The organism is Yimella sp. NH-Cas1, from assembly GCF_022359705.1.
Classification (GTDB): domain Bacteria; phylum Actinomycetota; class Actinomycetes; order Actinomycetales; family Dermatophilaceae; genus Yimella; species Yimella lutea.
Window position 1 is genome coordinate 1,709,325 of sequence record NZ_JAKSGG010000003.1, and the last position, 18,530, is coordinate 1,727,854.

Annotated in this window: 17 protein-coding genes and 1 pseudogene; all 18 read right to left on the reverse strand. The window is 67.1% G+C overall.

All coding sequences use genetic code 11. The annotated features are described in order from the left end of the window. Nucleotides 1-22: 22 nt before the first annotated feature. Nucleotides 23-949 carry an RluA family pseudouridine synthase gene (locus MF407_RS08580; protein ID WP_205744622.1) on the reverse strand — a complete coding sequence of 309 codons (927 nt, stop codon included), beginning with the start codon at nt 947-949 and terminating at the stop codon, nt 23-25. Beyond that, a complete protein-coding gene (gene lspA, locus MF407_RS08585; RefSeq protein WP_239702028.1) occupies nt 942-1,472 on the reverse strand; it encodes a signal peptidase II in 531 nt (176 codons plus the stop codon). Before lspA ends, MF407_RS08580 begins: the two co-directional genes overlap by 8 nt. Nucleotides 1,473-1,495: 23 nt before the next feature. After that, nucleotides 1,496-2,608, reverse strand: coding sequence for a TraR/DksA C4-type zinc finger protein (locus MF407_RS08590; protein ID WP_239702029.1), 1,113 nt, complete (start codon nt 2,606-2,608; stop codon nt 1,496-1,498). Between the two features lie 195 nt (nt 2,609-2,803). Then, nucleotides 2,804-3,886 carry a DivIVA domain-containing protein gene (locus MF407_RS08595; RefSeq protein WP_239702030.1) on the reverse strand — a complete coding sequence of 361 codons (1,083 nt, stop codon included), beginning with the start codon at nt 3,884-3,886 and terminating at the stop codon, nt 2,804-2,806. An 84-nt stretch (nt 3,887-3,970) separates the two neighbouring features. Continuing rightward, nucleotides 3,971-4,249 carry a YggT family protein gene (locus tag MF407_RS08600; RefSeq protein ID WP_129624066.1) on the reverse strand — a complete coding sequence of 93 codons (279 nt, stop codon included), beginning with the start codon at nt 4,247-4,249 and terminating at the stop codon, nt 3,971-3,973. A gap of 55 nt (nt 4,250-4,304) precedes the next feature. Continuing rightward, complete coding sequence (locus MF407_RS08605) at nt 4,305-4,814, reverse strand: cell division protein SepF (RefSeq protein WP_239702031.1); 510 nt, start codon at nt 4,812-4,814, stop codon at nt 4,305-4,307. Between the two features lie 148 nt (nt 4,815-4,962). Next, the gene (locus MF407_RS08610) at nt 4,963-5,664 is read right to left on the reverse strand and encodes a YggS family pyridoxal phosphate-dependent enzyme (protein ID WP_129624068.1); all 702 of its coding nucleotides are present in this window, start codon (nt 5,662-5,664) and stop codon (nt 4,963-4,965) included. Further along, nucleotides 5,661-6,392, reverse strand: a complete 732-nt coding sequence (pgeF, locus tag MF407_RS08615; RefSeq protein WP_239702032.1) for a peptidoglycan editing factor PgeF — start codon at nt 6,390-6,392, stop codon at nt 5,661-5,663. Before pgeF ends, MF407_RS08610 begins: the two co-directional genes overlap by 4 nt. A 9-nt stretch (nt 6,393-6,401) precedes the next feature. Next, on the reverse strand, nt 6,402-7,832 hold the full coding sequence (gene ftsZ, locus MF407_RS08620; RefSeq protein WP_239702033.1) for a cell division protein FtsZ: 1,431 nt from the start codon (nt 7,830-7,832) through the stop codon (nt 6,402-6,404). 116 nt (nt 7,833-7,948) lie between these two features. Continuing rightward, complete coding sequence (murC, locus tag MF407_RS08625) at nt 7,949-9,397, reverse strand: UDP-N-acetylmuramate--L-alanine ligase (protein WP_129624071.1); 1,449 nt, start codon at nt 9,395-9,397, stop codon at nt 7,949-7,951. Continuing rightward, nucleotides 9,394-10,494, reverse strand: coding sequence for an undecaprenyldiphospho-muramoylpentapeptide beta-N-acetylglucosaminyltransferase (gene murG / locus MF407_RS08630; RefSeq protein ID WP_129624072.1), 1,101 nt, complete (start codon nt 10,492-10,494; stop codon nt 9,394-9,396). The genes murC and murG overlap by 4 nt, the downstream gene beginning before the upstream one ends. Before the next feature lie 4 nt (nt 10,495-10,498). After that, nucleotides 10,499-11,740, reverse strand: a complete 1,242-nt coding sequence (gene ftsW / locus MF407_RS08635) for a putative lipid II flippase FtsW (protein WP_129624073.1) — start codon at nt 11,738-11,740, stop codon at nt 10,499-10,501. A 3-nt stretch (nt 11,741-11,743) separates the two neighbouring features. Then, complete coding sequence (murD, locus tag MF407_RS08640) at nt 11,744-13,249, reverse strand: UDP-N-acetylmuramoyl-L-alanine--D-glutamate ligase (protein ID WP_239702034.1); 1,506 nt, start codon at nt 13,247-13,249, stop codon at nt 11,744-11,746. Beyond that, a complete protein-coding gene (gene mraY, locus MF407_RS08645) occupies nt 13,246-14,322 on the reverse strand; it encodes a phospho-N-acetylmuramoyl-pentapeptide-transferase (protein ID WP_129624075.1) in 1,077 nt (358 codons plus the stop codon). The genes murD and mraY overlap by 4 nt, the downstream gene beginning before the upstream one ends. Beyond that, nucleotides 14,319-15,713, reverse strand: a complete 1,395-nt coding sequence (gene murF / locus MF407_RS08650) for a UDP-N-acetylmuramoyl-tripeptide--D-alanyl-D-alanine ligase (protein ID WP_239702035.1) — start codon at nt 15,711-15,713, stop codon at nt 14,319-14,321. The genes mraY and murF overlap by 4 nt, the downstream gene beginning before the upstream one ends. Next, nucleotides 15,710-15,985: pseudogene (locus MF407_RS08655) on the reverse strand (penicillin-binding transpeptidase domain-containing protein); the annotation flags it as partial. The pseudogene MF407_RS08655 and the gene murF, both read right to left, overlap by 4 nt. Beyond that, nucleotides 15,877-17,457 (reverse strand): penicillin-binding protein 2, encoded by a 1,581-nt coding sequence (locus MF407_RS08660; RefSeq protein ID WP_345770884.1) that lies wholly within the window; start codon nt 17,455-17,457, stop codon nt 15,877-15,879. The pseudogene MF407_RS08655 and the gene MF407_RS08660, both read right to left, overlap by 109 nt. A gap of 361 nt (nt 17,458-17,818) precedes the next feature. Then, nucleotides 17,819-18,397 carry a hypothetical protein gene (locus tag MF407_RS08665; protein WP_239702036.1) on the reverse strand — a complete coding sequence of 193 codons (579 nt, stop codon included), beginning with the start codon at nt 18,395-18,397 and terminating at the stop codon, nt 17,819-17,821. Nucleotides 18,398-18,530 lie beyond the last annotated feature (133 nt).

Below are 18,530 nucleotides of genomic sequence, written 5' to 3' on the forward strand. Positions count from 1 at the left end.
ACGTGACGCTCGGCGTCCGAGGTCAGCCACGAGCAACCTCGAGCGCGTGCTGCAGGTCCGCAGGGTACGGACTCTCGAAAGTCACCCACTCCCCTGAACCCGGGTGCTCGAAGCCGAGCTTCACCGCGTGCAACCACTGGCGGTCGAGGCCGAGCTTCTTGGCCACGGTGGGGTCGGACCCGTAGAGCGGATCGCCGACGCAGGGGTGGTGCAGCGCGGAGAAGTGCACCCGGATCTGATGGGTGCGGCCGGTCTCCAGGTGGATTTCGAGCAGCGACATCGATCGGAAGGCCTCGAGCAGTTCATAGTGGGTCACGCTCTCGCGACCCGACTGCATCACCGCAAACTTGTAGTCGTGATTGGGGTGGCGACCGATCGGAGCCTCGATCGTACCGACGACAGGGTCCGGAAGTCCTTGCACGAGAGCGTGATACGTCTTGTCGACGGTCCGGTCGCGAAACGCCTGCTTGAGCACCGTGTAGGCCCGCTCCGACTTGGCGACGACCATCAGACCGGACGTGCCGACGTCGAGGCGCTGGACGATGCCCTGCCGCTCCGGAGCACCCGAGGTGGAGATGCGGTAACCGGCCCCGGCCAGTCCGCTCACGACGTCCGGACCGTCCCAACCGACACTCGGGTGTGCGGCGACACCCGCCGGCTTGTCGACGACGACGATTTCGCTGTCGTCGTGGATGATGCGCAGGTTGTCGATCTTCTGGGGCTTGACCTGCGGGGTGCGGTCGACCTGCGCGGGGATGTCGACTTCGAGCCACTGACCGGCACTCACACGGTCGGACTTGGCGACCGGACGATGGTCGAGGGTCACCGCACCTGAGGTGACCAGTTCGACCGCACGGGTCCGGGAAAGACCGAGCATCCGAGCCATTGCGGCGTCGACGCGTTCGCCTTCGAGACCTTCGGGAATCGACAGCGCTTTGAGTTCACTCATCGTCGGACACCTGCCTGCTGTGGGCCGGCGCATCCTCGGTCACTTTGGTGCCGTCGAGACCGATGCCGCGGATCGACAGCAACGCGATCAGACAGGCGGCGGTGACGACGCAGATGTCGGCGACATTGAAGATCGGCCAGTTCGGCAGTTCGAGGAAGTCGACGACATGCCCTTTGCCGAAGCCGGGCTCACGGAAGAAACGGTCGGTCAGGTTGCCGAGCGCCCCGCCGATCAGCAGACCCAGACCGAGCGCCCAGACCCGACTGCGCAGCTTGCGTGCCGAGTAGATGGTGAACGCGATGACGACGCACGCGATGATCGTCAACACCCAGGTCGCGTTCGTGCCGATGGAGAACGCCGCGCCCGGGTTGAACGTCAGCCGCAGCTGCAGCAGCGTCCCGATCAACTCTCGTGGCTGCCCGGGTTCGAGGGCCGCCAGGGCCCACTCCTTGGTGCCCTGGTCGAGGGCGAACCCGGTCGCAGCGACCACTGCGAGCAGGCCGACGGACCCTCGACGGGTCACGCGGGATCTACGGACGGATGGACTCAGCGGCGTTCCTGCTTCTGTTTGCATTGCAGGCACAGTGTCGCACGCGGGAAGGCCTGCAGCCGAAGCTTGCCGATCGGCTTGCCGCAGCTTTCGCACTGACCGTAGGTGCCGTCATCGGTGCGGGCCAGCGCGCGCGCCGCCTGCTCCATCGACGCACGGTTGGTCTGGGCGAGCGAGTACTCGTACTCCCGCTCGAGGGCTTTGCTGCCGACGTCGGCCTGGTCGTCACCCGCCCCTACATTGCCGTGGTCGAGGAGACCGGCGATGTCGGCTTCGATCGACTTCAGCTCGTGCTCGAAGTGGTTGATCTCGTCGGTGAGTTCCTTGCGCACGTCGGCGATCTCGTCTGCGGTCCACGGCGATTCGTCCTCGCGGACGACGAGATCGGCAGCCGCCTTCGCGGAGCTCTTCTTCGCCGGGGGCACCGGCACCGGCGCGGCCTGTGCCTCGATGGCGGTCTTGACCGGAGCCTTGGACGCGGCCTTCTTCGTCGGCGCGCTCTTGGCCGCGGTGGCCTTCGTCGGCGCAGCCTTCTCGGTGGTCGCGGCCTTCGCCGTCGCCTTCTTGGCGGGCGTCGTCTTGGCAGCTGCCTCGGTGGTTGCCGCCGTCGTGGACGACGCCTTGTGTGCTGCAGCCTTCGCCGGGGCGCTCTTCGTCGCCTTCTTGGCCGCGCTCGCCGAGGTCTTTGCGGGTGCCTTCTTCACAGTGGTCTTCTTGGCGGTGGTCTTCTTGGCGGTGGTCGTCTTCGCAGCGGTCTTCTTGGCGGTGCTCTTCGCAGCTGCTTTCGCCGGTGCAGCCTTGGTCGTGCTTTTCGCTGCCGACGCGGCGGACCCGGCCGCCGTCGTCTTCTTCGCGGTGGTCTGTGCCGTGGTCGCCTTCTTGGCAGGAGCCGAATTCTTGGCAGCGCTCTTTGCCGGAGCCGTCTTCGCGGCCGACTTCTTGGCAGTGGTCTTCTTCGCCGCGGGGACAGCCTTCTTGGTCGGTGCTTCCTCGGTGCCGTTCGAGGCCGCACGACCGCGACCGACCCCCGCCGCGCGCCCGACGACTCCGCCCGCACTGCGAAGGAGCGACCCGACGCGTGAACCCTGCTGCTTGTCTGACGCCGTCATGCCGGCCTTTCGTGAGTGGGTCACCCACCGGCGACCGAGACATCCGCCACACCGACGGATTGCCCGAGAATATGCGAATCACTCGCAGGTTTGGGGCCGAAACGCCAGAACATTGAGCGAATCCGGCTGGTACTGAACGCAAACAGGCAGCCACTCCGACGTGGAGTGGCTGCCCGTCGACGGACGGAGGACCAATCAGCCCTGTTTGTCGCCCTTGACGTCGTCGAGGCCGACGGTCTTGAGCTGGTCGAGCTGACCCTCGATGTAGCCGCGCAGCTTGCTGCGGTAGTCGCTCTCGAACCCGCGCAGCGATTCAATCTTCGCGTTCAGACCGTCGCGCTGTGAACCGAGATCGGTCAGCACTGAAGTGCGCTCGTCGGTCGCGGTCTTGATCAGGTCGTCGTGACGGGTCTGACCGGTGTTGATCAGTTCGTCATGGCGTGCCTGGCCGGTCTTGATCAGGTCGTCGTGCTTGGCCTGACCCGCGGAGACCAGTTCGTCGTGCTTGGCCTGACCGGTGGAGATGAACTCGTCGTACTTGCGCTGACCGGTCTTGATCAGGTCATCGCGCTTGGCGTTGGCCTCGCCGACCACCTTGTCGTGGTGGTTCTTGGCGTCGCTGATGAGCTTGTCGCGCGTGGTCTCGCCCTCGCGCACGTGCTCGTCGTGCAGCTTCTGGGCCAGCGCGATGACGCCGGCGGCTCCACCCGCTGCGCCACCGGCGAAACCGTGAGCGCCACCGTCGGGCTGCTGCGGTGCGGCAGCGGCGGCAGGCGCCTGAGCGGCGCGGTCCTTGGCGTCCTTCAGCTCCTGCTCGGCCTGCGTGACCTGTGCCCGCAACTCCTGCAGCTTCTTCTGCTCGGCCTGGGTGTCGCGCTGCGCCTCGGCGAGCTGTTCCCGGGCGGTCTTCAGACGGCCCTCGACATCCTTGAGCTCACGCTCGGCGCCGGCGACCTTCGCCGCCGCTGCCTGCGAGTCCTGCGAAGGAGCGGATGAGGCCGGGGTGACGACCGGGGTCGCCTGCGTCGGCGAATCGGTGGACGCGGCCGGGACCGACGTCGCGGAATCGCTCTTACCGAGATTCGCCGGGCGACCGGAGGAACGACGGCAGTCGGCCAATTGGGCTGCGAGGTCTTCGTTCTCGGCGTTCAGCCGGCGCAACTCGACGACGATCTCGTCGAGGAAGTCGTCCACCTGAATCTCGTCATAGCCGCTCTTACCGAAGCCCTTCGGCTTGGTGAATTCCTTCTTGACTACGTCCTCAGGCGTCAACGCCATGTGGTCACCTCTTGGGGCCCATCAGGTCGATACGTGCGCACGCGGGACGGCACGACGAACCGACGATCGAAATTACGTCGCCGGTCAGCTTATGACACCGAGCAGCAAACTCACACTCAGCATGAGGACCAGGAACGCGAGGTCGAGCCGCACCTGCCCCAGACGCAGCGGCGGAATGACCTTGCGCAACGCCTTGAGCGGCGGGTCGGTCAGGGTGTAGACGCCCTCGGCGACCACCAGCACCGGGCCCTTGGGACGCCACTCACGGGCGAAGACCTGGATCCAGTCGAACACCAGCCGAGCCAGCAGGACGATGAAGTACAGGTACAGAATCGTCGCGAGTACGGATCTCAGCTGTTCCACTTACCACTCCAGACGATTGCGGCGAGCCCCGGACAAGGCCCGCCGCATCATCATCTCAGCTCTGGTTGAACAGACCGCGCGAGGCCTTGGCGTCGCTGCCCGTGGTGGCCACCTCGACGCCCGACGGCGACAGCAGGAAGACCTTCGCCGTCACGCGCTCGATGGTGCCGTGCAGACCGAAGACCAGACCGGCGGCGAAGTCGACCAAGCGCTTGGCGTCGGTGTCGTCCATGTCGGAGAGGTTCATGATGACCGGGATTCCGTTGCGGAAGCTTTCGCCGATCTCCTTCGCCTCGTTGTAGGTGCGCGGGTGGATCGCGTTGATACGGCTCATGTCGCCTGCCTTGGGGTGCGCCGCGACCGCAGCGATGTTCTTACGCAAAGGAGTGACCGCAGCAGGCTGCGCCTCGACCTCGGGCTCGTGCTCGACGTCGAAACCCGAGTCGGAGTAGTCGTCGTAGCCGTCGTGGTATTCGTGGCCGTACTCGTCGTATTCGTCCTTGTAGCGACGGTCTTCCTCGGCGAGTCCGAGGTACGCCATGGTCTTGCGCAGTGCGCCTGCCATCAGATGCTCCTTGAAGCGGTGAGCCGCTGGGTCGTCCGGTGTGGTCGCGGCTGACGCTACCGGCGCGGCGCACCGATGCCGTGGATTACCTACTGCGACACGCGGACACGACTTCGCATGCGCCCGGCGCAGGCCCCGGCCGGGCAGGTCAGAGGCTCGGGCGTGGCCCGAGAATCGCGCTGCCGACCCGGACGTGTGTCGCGCCGTGCTCGATCGCGGCTTCGAGGTCACCGCTCATACCCGCGGAGATGCAGTCTGCCCCCGGGTGCACCGCCTGCACCGCGCCGGCGAGTTCAGCGAGCCGGGCAAATGCATCTCCGGCGTCGCCGCCGCGGGGCGCGACGGCCATGACCCCACGCAGGGTCAGGCGGTCGGCATCGGCGACCGACTGCGCCAGATCGAGCAGATCGTCGGCCAGGACTCCCCCGCGTCCGGGGTCGGTGCCATCGAGGTCGACCTGCAACATGACGTCCACATCGCGTTCGTGGCGGGCTGCGCCCTTGGCCAGCGCGTTCACGATCTTCGCGCGGTCGACCGACTGGACGACGTCGGCATACGCCGACACGTGGCCGGCCTTGTTCGACTGCAACTGCCCGACGAAATGGACGCGCACGCCTTCACGTTCCGCAGCCGGCAGGTCGGCCAGCTTCTGCGAGGCCTCCTGATCCTTGTTCTCACCGATGTGCTGAACGCCCAGATCGATCAATCGACGGACGTCGTCGACCGGGAAGTACTTGGTGATGACGACGAGGTCCACCTCGCCCGGGTCGCGACCGACCGACCGTGCGGCACCGGCGATGCGCCGCTGCACCGTCGTCAGGTTGTCGCGGAGTTCCGCCGAGCGGCTCATGCGGCGTTCCTGCGCAGCGCGACCACGCCGGCAAAGCGGCCGGCTCCGTGGTCACGGCGGTGGGAGAACAGATTCTGCTCCTCACGGGTGCACCCTGGCACCCAGTCGAGGGGCACCCCCAGATCGTGCAACTGCGAGACCACGCCGCCGGCGACATCGATCGCGGCGGTGCCCGACCAACTCACCGCATGACTCGCCGGGAACTGCTGCGCTGCAACGCTTCTCATCTCGTCCGGCACTTCGTAGCAACGCCCGCACACCGACGGTCCGACGACGGCGCGCAGGTCGGCGGCGCCGAGCGAACGCATCTTCTGCACGGTGTTCGGGACGACTCCCGCAACCATGCCCGGCCGCCCGGCGTGCACCGCCGCGACAAGCGGGCGATCGGTGGCGTACAGCAACACCGGGGTGCAGTCGGCCACGAGCACGACGAGCGCTTGGTCGAAGTCGGCCCCGATCTGGGCGTCTGCGCTCGGCGCGGGGTCGCACGGCAGCACCGCAACATCCGCGCCGTGAACCTGCGCCATGAAGTTCAGGGCGGACGCCGGTAGCTCGAGGGCGTCGGCCGCTCGAGCGCGATTGGTCGCCACGGCGTCCGCGTCGTCACCGACGTGTCCTGCGAGGTTCAGCGAACTCCATCCGCCGGTGCTCACGCCGCCGGCGACATCAGTGAACGCGAGGTCGACGAACCAGTCGCCGACCTCGCGTCGTTCACGCCACCAGAACAATGGCGGTGATCACTTCAGGAAGTCGGGAACGTCCAGGTCGTCGTCACCGTCGTCGAACGTCACCTCACGCGGCGGGCGCGAGGTAGAGGACTGCTGGACGTGACCGGGCTGCTGGCGACCCTGACCATCCGGGCCCTGCCCTCCACCCTGCTGACCCGACTGCTGACCCGACTGCTGACCGTCACGCTGCTGGCCCGAGTTGGCTCCGCCCTGCGGACCCTGCTGGCCACCCTGGCCGAGCTGGGGACGCTGCCCGCCCTGCTGCGCGCCGCCGGACTGCTGGCCCGCCGGGATCGCGCCGGCCGCCTCGGCCGGCGACTGCACCCGCTGACCACCCTGCTGGCCCGACTGCTGGCCCGACTGCTGGCCCGACTGCTGCGCGTTCTGCTGCGCGTTCTGCTGCCCGCCCTGCTGGCTCACCTGTCCCGGAGCCTGCCGCTGCGGCGAACCCTGGATCTGACCGAGCGCACGGTCGTCGGTGCGCTTCTGAGGAGCACCACCGTCGAAGCCGGCCGCGATGACGGTGACGCGCACCTCGTCGCCGAGGGCGTCGTCGATGACCGCACCGAAGATGATGTTGGCCTCCGGGTGAGCGGCTTCCTGCACCAGGCGTGCCGCCTCGTTGATCTCGAACAGACCCAGGTCGCTACCACCCTGGACCGACAGCAGCACGCCCTGCGCGCCGTCGATGCTGGCTTCGAGCAGCGGGCTGGAGATCGCGAACTCGGCGGCCTGGACCGCACGGTCCTCGCCGCGGGCCGAACCGATTCCCATGAGCGCGGAGCCCGCGCCCTGCATGACCGACTTCACGTCGGCGAAGTCGAGGTTGATCAGACCCGGGGTCGTGATCAGGTCGGTGATGCCCTGGACACCGGACAGCAACACCTGGTCGGCGCTGCGGAAGGCGTCGAGCATCGATACGTTGCGGTCGCTGATCGACAGCAGTCGGTCGTTCGGGATGACGATGAGGGTGTCGACCTCGTCACGCAGCGCGTTGATGCCGAGATCGGCCTGACCCGCTCGGCGGCGTCCTTCGAAGGTGAACGGGCGGGTGACCACACCGATGGTGAGCGCGCCGAGGTTCTTGGCGATCTTCGCGACGACCGGTGCACCACCGGTACCGGTGCCACCACCTTCGCCTGCGGTCACGAAGACCATGTCGGCACCCTTGAGGACCTCTTCGATCTCTTCCTGGTGGTCCTCGGCGGCCTTGCGACCGACCTCGGGGTCGGCGCCCGCGCCGAGCCCACGGGTCAGCTCACGACCGACCTCGAGCTTCACGTCGGCGTCGCACATGAGCAATGCCTGCGCGTCGGTGTTGATCGCGATGAACTCGACGCCCTTGAGCCCCTGTTCGATCATCCGGTTCACGGCGTTCACCCCGCCGCCGCCGATGCCGACGACCTTGATGACTGCGAGGTAATTCTGCGGAGATGCCACGAACGTTGGCCTTCCTGTCGAGATCTATGGTCTTCAGTCGATGGGCGACGTCATGCCACGGGTAACCCAAGGTACTTGCGCCGCATGTTACGCGTTCTCCTGGCCCGCCGCGACTGTCAAGTTCGACTTGACGTTGACTCGGCCAGGCGCTCCAGGATCTGCGGTCCGAGGGCGGTGACGTCGCCGGCACCCACCGTGAGGACGAGGTCGCCCGGACGCGCCGTGGTGACGACGAGGTCGACCGTCTCCTGAGCCGAGTGCGTCCGGGTACAGGGACGACGCATGGCCTGGGCGATCAGATCACTCGTCACACCCTCGACCGGCTGCTCGCGAGCCCCGTAGATGTTCATCAGCAGCACGACGTCAGCACCGTCGAGCGCCTCGGCCATACCGATCGCCTGGTCGCGAGTACGGCTGTACAGGTGCGGCTGGAAGACGACGATCAGCCGGCCGTCGCCACGCAGATGCCGACCGGTGCGCACGGCCGCCGCGAGCTTTCCCTGGTTGTGGGCGTAGTCGTCGACGACGCGGATGCCGCCGACCTCACCCTTGAGTTCGCACCGGCGCGACGTGCCCCGGAACGCCGCCACCGAAGCGACCGCATCAACCGGGTCGACACCGAACCCGTACACCAACGCAGCGACCACGCCGGCGGCGTTCTCCAGGTTGTGACAACCCGGAACGTTGAGTTGAAGGTTATGCGCGTTTCCCGCTGTATCCCACAGAAGGCAGCCGGCCGACCAACCCTGCTCCGCGAGCTTCTCGATCCGGACGTCCGCGCCCTCCTGCGTGCCGTAGGTGAGCACCGTTCGTCCGTGGTCCCGGGCCCAGCGAGCAAGATCCGCGCTGCCCGGATCGTCTGCACAGCACACGATGAGGCCGTCCGGATCCGTGGTGAGGGCGAAGGCGCGGTACGCCTCGACCAGCCGCTCAGTGGTGCCGTAGAAGTCGAGGTGGTCGTCCTTGACGCTGGTGATGATCGCGACGCGCGGGTGGTAGACGACGAACGATCCGTCGCTCTCATCGGCCTCGACGACGAACTCCTGCCCTGCTCCGACTCCTGAATTCGCTCCGACACCGAGAACCTCGGCACCGATCGCGAACGACGGGTCACGCCCGAGGTCGCGCAGCGCTGCCGTGGCGATACCGGACGTGCTGGTCTTGCCGTTCGCCCCTGCGACGGCCAACGCGGACCGAGTCTCGAGCACCAACGCCAGACCCTGCGAACGGTGCAACACCGGCAGGCCGCGTCGACGGACCTCGGACAGTTCGGGGTTGTCCTCCTTGATCGCGGACGACACCACGACCAGCGTTCCGTCGGGCAACGCAGCAGCCGTGGCGGCCTCGTAGCCGATGGTGATCCCGATTCCTTCGGCCGCGAGTTTGTCCAGCACCGGCACCTCGGCATTGTCCGAGCCGCTGACCTCCAACCCGCGAGCACGCATCAGCCGCGCGACTCCGGACATGCCCGAGCCGCCGACGGCGATGAAATGTACGCGGTGAACCTTCTCGAGTGCCGGGAGCGGCGCGTTGAAGTCGAATCGCTCGTTGACGCCGTTGCTCACCTGTTCTCCTCCACCGACTCGGCGATCGAACGCTCGGCGAGGTCGACCAACGCGTCCGCGGCGCCGGCGTGCTGCTGTTCCCGCATGGCCGCACTCATGATCGAGAGCCGATCGGCGTCCGTGACGAGTCCGACCAGTTCGCTCTCGACCCACGAGCGGGTGAAATCGTCGTTGTCGATGAGCAGCGCTCCCCCGGCGGCGACGGTGTCGGCGGCATTCAGCTTCTGCTCACCGTTGCCGATCGGCAACGGGACGTACACCGACGGCAGTCCCACCGCGCTCGTCTCGCAGACCATTCCCGCACCGGACCTGGTGACGACCAGGTCGGCGGCTGCGTAACACAGGTCCATCCGGTCGGCATATTCGAGCACGGTGTACGGCGCCTTCGCCTCCGCGGCGTCGAAGCCTTTGCCACGTCCCGTGAGGTGAAGAACCTGGACGCCGGCTTCGGCGAGCGCGTCGCGCGCACCCCACACGGCTTCGTTCAACGAGAGGGCACCCAGCGATCCGCCGGTGACCAACAGTGTCGGCCGTTCGGCGTCCAGCCCGAACGTCTCACGAGCCTGACCTCGCAGTGCCGAGCGATCGAGTTCGGTGATCTCCCGTCGCAGCGGCAGTCCGATGACCTCGGCGCCGGGCAACGGCGTGCTGGAGAAGGTGGTGGCGACGTACGGCGTCATCCGGGCACCGAGCTTGTTGGCCAAGCCCGGACGGGCGTTCTGCTCATGGATGACGAAGGGCGTCCTGCGTCCGCGGGCAGCAAGATAGGCCGGCGTGCTGACGTGTCCGCCGAAACCGATGACCACCTGGGCGTCGCGTTCGTCGAGCAGATTGCGGGTGCGCTTGACGGCCTTGTGGAAGCTACCCGGGAAACGGACGGCAGCACCGTTCGGACGACGAGGGAACGCGACCTTCGGGATGAGGGTCAGGTCGTAGCCGCGCGCGGGCACGAGGTCTTCTTCCAGCCCACCTTCGCTGCCGAGCACTGAAATCTCGACCTGTGGGTGGCGGGCACGCAGCGCGTCCGCGGTGGCCAGCAGGGGCGACACATGGCCGGCGGTTCCACCGCCGGCCAGGACTACTCGTTCGATCGTCATGGGATCATCTTCCGCGTCGGCCGGTGGGCAGGATCGCCCGGGTGCGGCCTACCAGCTTCGGACGTTGGGCGAGTGCCGCCTTGCATTCGGGTTCGTTGCGAGCGAACGACATGACCATGCCGAGCGCGAACAGACTGGTGACCAACTGGGAGCCACCGGATGAAACCAGCGGCAACGGCACACCGATGACCGGCAGCAGTCCCAGCACGGAGGCCATGTTGATCGTTGCCTGCACCAGGATCCACGCCATCACGCCGGTGGTCGCCAAGCGGACGAAGAAGTCTTTGCTGGTTGAGATCAGGCGGTAGCAGGCGTAACCGATGGCCAGGTAGAGGCACAGCACGGTCAACGTGCCGGGCAGGCCGAGTTCCTCGCCGAGGATGGCGAAGATGAAGTCGTTGTGGGCCTCGGCCATCCAACCCCACTTCTCTCGGCTGGCACCCAGGCCAACTCCCCACCAGCCACCGTCGGCGAGGGCGTACTTGCCGTGCACCGGCTGCCAGCAGCCGTCCTGGAGGGCACCCTCGGAGCAGCCGCCGAGCCAGGTGCTGATCCGGCCCATACGGTTGCCGGAGGTCCACACCAACACGGTGGCCGTCGCAGCGGCGACGGCGAGGCTGATGCCGAAGATCCGCAGTTTGATTCCGGCGACGAAGAGCACCGAACCGAGGATCGCCGCCAGCACCAAGGTCGTGCCGAGGTCGTGACCACCCATCACCAGTGCCATGAAGCCCAGGCCGCACGGGAAGATCAACGGGATCACCACGTGCTTGAACTCCGCCAGCCGCTTGCGCTTCATCGTCAGTACGCCTGCGGCCAACAGCACCAGAGAGATCTTGCCGAACTCCGACGGCTGCATCCGGAAACCGGCGACCTCGATCCAGTTGGTATTGCCCATGACGCTGACACCCAACGGGCTGAACACCAGGAGTTGCAGCGCCATGGCGAGCAGGAAGGTCGGCCAGCCCAGGTGCCGCCAGACCTTCATCGGCATCCGCGCGGCCACCACGGCGCCGATCACACCGATCACCGCGAACATCGCCTGGCTCTTGAAGACGGTGAACGAGGAGCCGGACTGTTGATAGGAGGTGACGCTCGAGGCGGACAGCACCATGATCAGACCGAGCACGGTCAGTCCGCTGGTCGCGCCGAGCAGCAGGTAGTACGGGGCCGTCGGCGACTCCATCCGCTGCAGCGTGGCACGCAGGTCGACGCGCCCGGTGCCAGCCGGTGAGTGAGCGGTCATCGCTCAGTCGGTGTTCGCCAGCGTGCGTGCAGCGGCGGCGAAGGCTTCGCCGCGGGCACCGTACGAGGCGAACATGTCGAGCGACGCCGCAGCCGGCGAGAGCAGGACGACGTCGCCCGGGTGTGCCAGGTCGGCAGCACGGCGCACAGCTTCGTCCATGACCTCAGTCTCGGTGCGATCGAGCACGACCACCGGAACATCCGGTGCGTGTCGCCTGATTGCCTGCGCGATCAGTTCCCGGTCGGCGCCGATGAGCACGGCAGCGCGCAGCCGAGAGGCGTTGTCGGCCACAAGGGCATCGACATCGGCTCCCTTGAGCTGACCACCGGCGACCCACACGATCGAATCGAAGGCACGCATCGCGGCCTCGGCGGCAGGCGGGTTGGTGGCCTTGGAGTCGTCGACGAAGCGCACGTCACCACGGGTCAGGACGTTCGCCATCCGGTGTGGCTGCGGCTGATAGGCGCGTAGTCCGTCACGCACCGCCAGCGGTCGAACGCCATACGCACGCGCCAGGGCGGCTGCGGCGAGAGCGTCCGAGACGTAGTGCGGCGCCGGCGGGTTGCCGTCGCGTCCGAGGTCCTTGCGCTGACACAGTTCGGCGGCCTGGTGGGCTCGGTCCTCGACGAAGGCGCGGTCAGCGAGCACATCGTCCACGACCCCCAGCATCGAGGGGTGGGGCGTCTTGAGGGTGAATCCGACGGCGCGGCAACCCTCCACGACATCGGCGTCCTCCACGAGCTTCTCGGTGGTGGGGTCGTCGACGTTGTAGACGCACGCGACCTGGGTGCGGTCGAAGATGCGGCCTTTCTGCCTGCGGTACTCCTCGAAGGACCCGTGCCAGTCGATGTGGTCGGGAGCGACATTGAGCAGACAGGATGCATACGGGGAGATGCTGCGCGACCAATGCAACTGGAAGGTCGACAGTTCGACGGCGAGCACCTCGTAGGGTTGCGGGTGCAGAACTGCTTCGAGGATCGGCAGCCCGACATTGCCGGCCGCGGTGGCCCGTAGACCGGCGGAGCGCAGGATCTGTTCGAGCATGGTCACCGCGGTGGTCTTGCCGTTGGTACCGGTGATCGTCAGCCATGGCGCCGCACCCTGTCGCGGTCGCATCCGCCAGGCGAGTTCGACCTCCCCCCAGACGGGGACGCCGCCCGCTGCGGCGGACCGCATGAACGGGTGATCCGGTCGGACGCCGGGCGAGGTGACGATCAGGTCGGTGCCTGCCGGTACCTGTTGCTGATGCTCGTTTCCCCAGCGGATCTCGGCACCGAGGATCTCCAGGATCTTGGCGCGCTCCTGCACGTTCCCGGACTCGTCGGTCGACAGGACCGTGACCTTCGCACCGCGTTCCAGCAGCGCATCGGCGGCGGCGTAACCCGACAGGCCGAGGCCCATCACGACGATGTCAAGGCCGGACCAGTCGGCGTCGCGATGCGTGAGGTCACGCTCGCCCCCGCGGGGTTCGTACGAAGGGTCGACCGGCCAGAGCTGGTCGCCGGTCATCCGGCAACCCATTCGGCGTAGAACAGTCCGAGTCCGAGTGCCACGCAGAGCCCGGCGATGATCCAGAACCGGATCACGACCGTGACCTCGTTCCATCCGACCATCTCGAAGTGGTGATGCAACGGCGCCATCCGGAACACGCGTTTGCCGCGGGACTTGAACGACCCGACCTGGATGATCACCGACAGGGTCTCCAGCACGAACAGCCCGGCGAGAATCACGACGAGCAGTTCGGTGCGGGTCATGATCGCCAGACCGGCCAGCGCCCCGCCGAGCGCGAGCGAGCCGGTGTCGCCCATGAAGATCTTCGCGGGGGTGGCGTTCCACCACAGGAATCCGAAGCAGGCACCCATCACGCAGGCCGCCACCAGGGCGAGGTCGTGCGGGTCGCGGACGTCGTAACACTTGTTGCTGCCGATCGTTTCGCAGTTCTGGTTGAACTGCCAGATCGAGATGAGCACGTAGGCGGCGAACACCATGACGCTTGCGCCGGTGAGCAGTCCGTCGAGACCGTCGGTCAGGTTGGTGCCGTTGGAGGTGCCCGCGATGATGAGGTTCGCCCAGAGCACGAACAGCACCATGCCGACGCCGGTGCCGGCGAACGCCAGGTCGAACCAGGTGTCGCGCACGAAGGACACCTTGTAACTGGCCGGAGTACGTCCGCCGGTGTCGGGGAAGTTGAGGGCCAACAGCGCGAAGGAGACGCCGACGAAGGTCTGCGCGACCAGCTTCTGCCAGGCCCGCAACCCGAGTGAACGCTGGTTGCTTATCTTGATCCAGTCATCGGCGAACCCGACCGCGCCGAGGCCGACGATCAGGTAGATCACCAGCAGTCCGGAGACGGACGGCGCCGTCCACAACACCAGATGCGCCAGGAAGTACCCGAGCACACAACCGACGATGATGACGGCGCCACCCATCGTGGGCGTGCCGCGCTTGGTGTGGTGCGTCGTGGGACCGTCGTCACGGATGAACTGTCCGTAGCCCTTACGGACGAGGAACTTGATGAACGCCGGAGTGCCGACCAGGCCGGTGGCGAGTGCGATCAACGCACCGATCAAGATGGCCTTCACGCCCTGGCACCCTTTCCGTCCGTGTCCACGAGCCGATCGCCAAGGTAGCGCAGTCCGGAGTCACGGCTTGATTTCAGCAGGGCGATGTCGCCCGGCTTCAACGTACCGGTGAGCAACTGGAACGCGGCGTCGACGTCGTCGACGTGTTTGCACTCCACCCCTGCGGCCTGCGCGGCGCTGCCGATCGCGTCCGCGCCGGCACCGACGGTGATCAGCAGGTCGACGCCGAACTCGGCCGCCTTGCGTCCCACGCCGGCGTGTTCTTCGGCCGATGATTCGCCGAGTTCGAGCATCTGACCCAGCACCGCGACCTTGCGACCGCAGGACGTCATCGTGGACAGCGCGCGCAGGGCCGCAGCCATCGAGTCGGGATTGGCGTTGTAGGCGTCGTTGACGATCGTGACGCCGTTGCCGAGTTCATGCACTTCCATCCGCCAGCGGCTGACCGCGGCGGCGTTCTCGAACACGGACACGATGTGGTCGGCGTCCACACCCAGATGGCGGGCGGCCGCGTAGACCGCGAGTGAGTTGCCGACGTGGTGAACCCCGAACAGTCCCAACCGGATTCGACGCGGCTCACCGTCGCCGACGAGTGTGTACGAGGCACGCGACTTGTCGTCGAGTTCGATGTCGACGGCACGCAGGTCGGCGTCCTCACCAATACCGACCAGCAGGACCGGGGCCATGCTGCGGCTCTTCATCGCGGCGACGCGCGGGTCGTCGGCGTTCAGGACGGCCAGACCGTCTGCAGGGAGCGCCTCGACGAGCTCACCCTTGGTCTGCGCGATCGCCTCCACCGATCCGAACTCCCCCACGTGGGCGCGTCCGACATTGAGCACGATGCCGACCTGCGGCGGTGCGATCCGGGTGAGGTAGGCGATGTGCCCCACACCGTCGGCGCCCATCTCCGCGACGAGGTAGCGGGTACCCGTGCTGACGCGGCACACGGTGAGCGGCACCCCCATCTCGGAGTTGAACGAACCCTCGGGGACCACCGACTCCGCCAGCGGTGACAGCACTTGACCGAGAAGGTCCTTGGTGGACGTCTTGCCCGAGCTGCCGGTGATGCCGACGATCCGCAGGTCATCGGCACGGTCGACGACGGCTCGTGCGAGGACGCCGAACGCGGTCTGCACGTCGTCGACGACGACCGTCGGCATGCCCTCGACCGCCCGACTGCCCAGTGTCGCGACTGCGCCCGATTCGGCTGCCGCAGAAGCGAAGTCGTGGCCATCAGCGAACTCACCGACCCGTGCGACGTACAGGCTTCCCGGTTCGGCCAGACGTGAGTCGGAGATCACCGCGCCATCGACCCGGACATCGCCTGCGTCTGCCGGCTCCAACCGTCCGCCGACCGCGTCGGTGATCTGGCGCAGGGTCATTGTGATCATTGCTTCTCGCTCTTCGGTGGGACGTACTTCAGGTCGTACAGGGTCGGCTTGCTACTGCTGGGTGGAACGTGACCGTGACGCAGCGCCGCCTGCATCAACTGGGAGAACACCGGGGCGGCGATCTCACCGCCGTAGATGCTCACCGCCTGCGGACGCTGCAGGGTCACCGACACGATGTACTGCGGCTTCTCCGCCGGCGCGAACCCGATGAACGAGGCCGTGTAACCGGCGTAGCGGCGGGTCTTCTCGTCGAACCGCTCCGCGGTACCGGTCTTGCCCGCGACGTTGTACCCCGGAACCGCCGCCTTCGGCGCGGTGCCCCCTCGCCGACGACGGACTGCAGCATCCGGCTGACTTCACCGGCGACCTTCGGCGACACGACCTGAACAGCGACCCGGTCGTCCTGCGCAGCGGTGTAGCCACCGGACCCGTCGCCGACACCCTTCACCAGCTTGAGCGGCTCGCGGACGCCGCCGTTCGCGATCGTCTGGAACACCGAGACCTGCTGCATGGAGTTACCGCTGACGCCCTGACCGAACATCACGGTGTACCGCGTGGGACCCTTCAACTTGTCGACCGGCGGAACATACCCGGAACTCTCTCCGGGGAATCGGACTCCGGTCGGAACGCCGAGACCGAACTTGTTCATGTAGCCCCGCAGCACCTGCGGCGACAACTTCTCCCCGACCTGGATCGTGCCGGTGTTGGAGGAGTCGGCAAGGATCCCTGCCGTCGTGTACTTCTCTGTGGGGTGCGGATGGGAGTCCTTGAACTTCTGGTCGGCACGCTCCAACTGGTAGGGCACGGTGAACACCGACTGCGGGGTCACCTTGCCTTCTTCGAGCGCAGCAGCCATCGTGATCACCTTGCTGGTCGAACCCGGCTCGTAGGCGTCGGCGAAGGGGCGCGACAGCAGTGAACCCTTGGCCGAGGCGATCTGGTTGTTGTCGAAGCTGGGATAACTGGCGGCCGCGACGATGTTGCCCTTGACGTCGGTCACGACAGCCTCACCCGACAGCGACTTGGTGCTCTTCACCTGTGCGGCGATGAGGTTCTGCGCCGTCCACTGCAAGTCGTTGTTGATCGTGAGTTGCACCGGCTTGCCGTCGACGGCAGGCGTGTCGGAATTGTCGGCGGTCGCGATCACGGTGCCGTCGGCCGCGCGTTCGTACACATGCGTGCCCGGCTTGCCGTTGAGTCGGCGGTTCTGCATCGCCTCGATGCCACCGCCGGGGCTGCCGTCGGCTCCCACCCACCCGATGAGCGGCGCGACCGATGTGCCCTGCGGGTACTCGCGCTTGACCGTTCGTTCGCTGAAGATGCCGGGGATGCGCAGATCGCTGACCTGCGTCCACTGCTGCGGCGAGACGTCCTTGACCAGGTACAGGAAACGCCGATTCTGCGTCTCGGCACGCTGCAAGGAGGAGCTGAGGGCTGCGGGATCGGCACCGACGATCGCCGCGATCGCCTCCGCGGCGCCCTTGAGTCCCATCTTCGTCTTCTTCACGCTGCCGTCAGGCTGCCGGTCACGCTTGACCCAGGTCGAAGCGGCCAACGGGTCGGCGGTGATGTTGCGTCGTTCGACAGACCTGGCCAGCGTGATGCCGTCGGCATCCACCACCTCGCCGCGCATGGCGGGAATCGTCACCCGATTGGCGCGTTCGGAGAAAGCCTGCTGCGACACCGAGGCTGCGTCGAGACCCTGAACCCGCAGCAACTGAGCGGCGAACACGGTGAAGATCATCGCGAACGCGACCAGCAACGCGCGAGCGCGACGACGCGGGTGTCCCAGACCGAGCTGGACCGGAAGACGCGGCCTGGAGCGGCCGGAGCCACCGGTCTGCGGACGGGGAGCGGCGCTCGATCCGGTGCGCGGACGAGCGGTGGAACCACTGCTGCGACGACCGGCGCGTGCGGCCGCCAGGTCGATCGTGGGCGAGGGACGTGAGGAGTTCCCGGAAGTCCTGCCCGCCGGTCGCGGCGGCCGGGTCGGGCGACCTGCCGTGCGCGGGTTCGAGGACCTGCGCGTGGACGATGACGTGCTGGATGACGTGCTGGATGACGTGCTGGATCGCGAACCCGGTCGACGGGACTGCGTCACTGGCTCACCTCGCGGACGTCGGCGTGGGCGACGTCGTCTTCTCGTTCTTCTGGGGGGCGGGCTTGGTGGCCGTGCCACCCGTGGACTTCGGGCTGTTCTGCGGCTTGGTGCTGGGCTTGGTGCTGGGCTTGGTGCTGGGCTTGGTGCTGGGCTTGGTGCTAGGTGTCGCGGTCGCCTTGTCCGACGGTTTGGTCGAAGCTGCGGGCGGCGCCGGCTTCTTTGCCTCCGGCGCTGCCTTGGGCTTCGGCTTCTCCACCAGTCCTGCCTTGCCCGCCGAGTTCACGGCGAGTTCGGCGATCGGGGTGGCCGGTGTCCTGGGCAACGTGCTCACGGTAAACGGGGCGGTCGCAGCGCTGCCTTCCGCCACGCCGACGAGTCGGTGATCGGAGGCGCGCACGTACCGAATCTTCCCGGCCGGCACCATCCCGAACTCCTGCGCCTTGAGCGCGACCTGCTGCGGAGCACGGGCGTAGGTGAGTTGTGTGCCCAGTTCCTGGTCCTTGGCCGACAGCCGGGACGAGGCATTCTGCAGGTCACCGATCGTGTACTGCTGCTGGGCTCGTGCAGTGTTGAGCAGGAGCACGGTGAGCAGGCCGCCGACCAGCAGCGTCGCGCAGAGGATGACGAAACCGACTCCCCCTCGCTCGTGTGCGTCGCCGGCTGGACGAGCTTGAGCCGCGCACGGGTGGCGGTCGGGTTGGCTCCCCGCGGGGCGC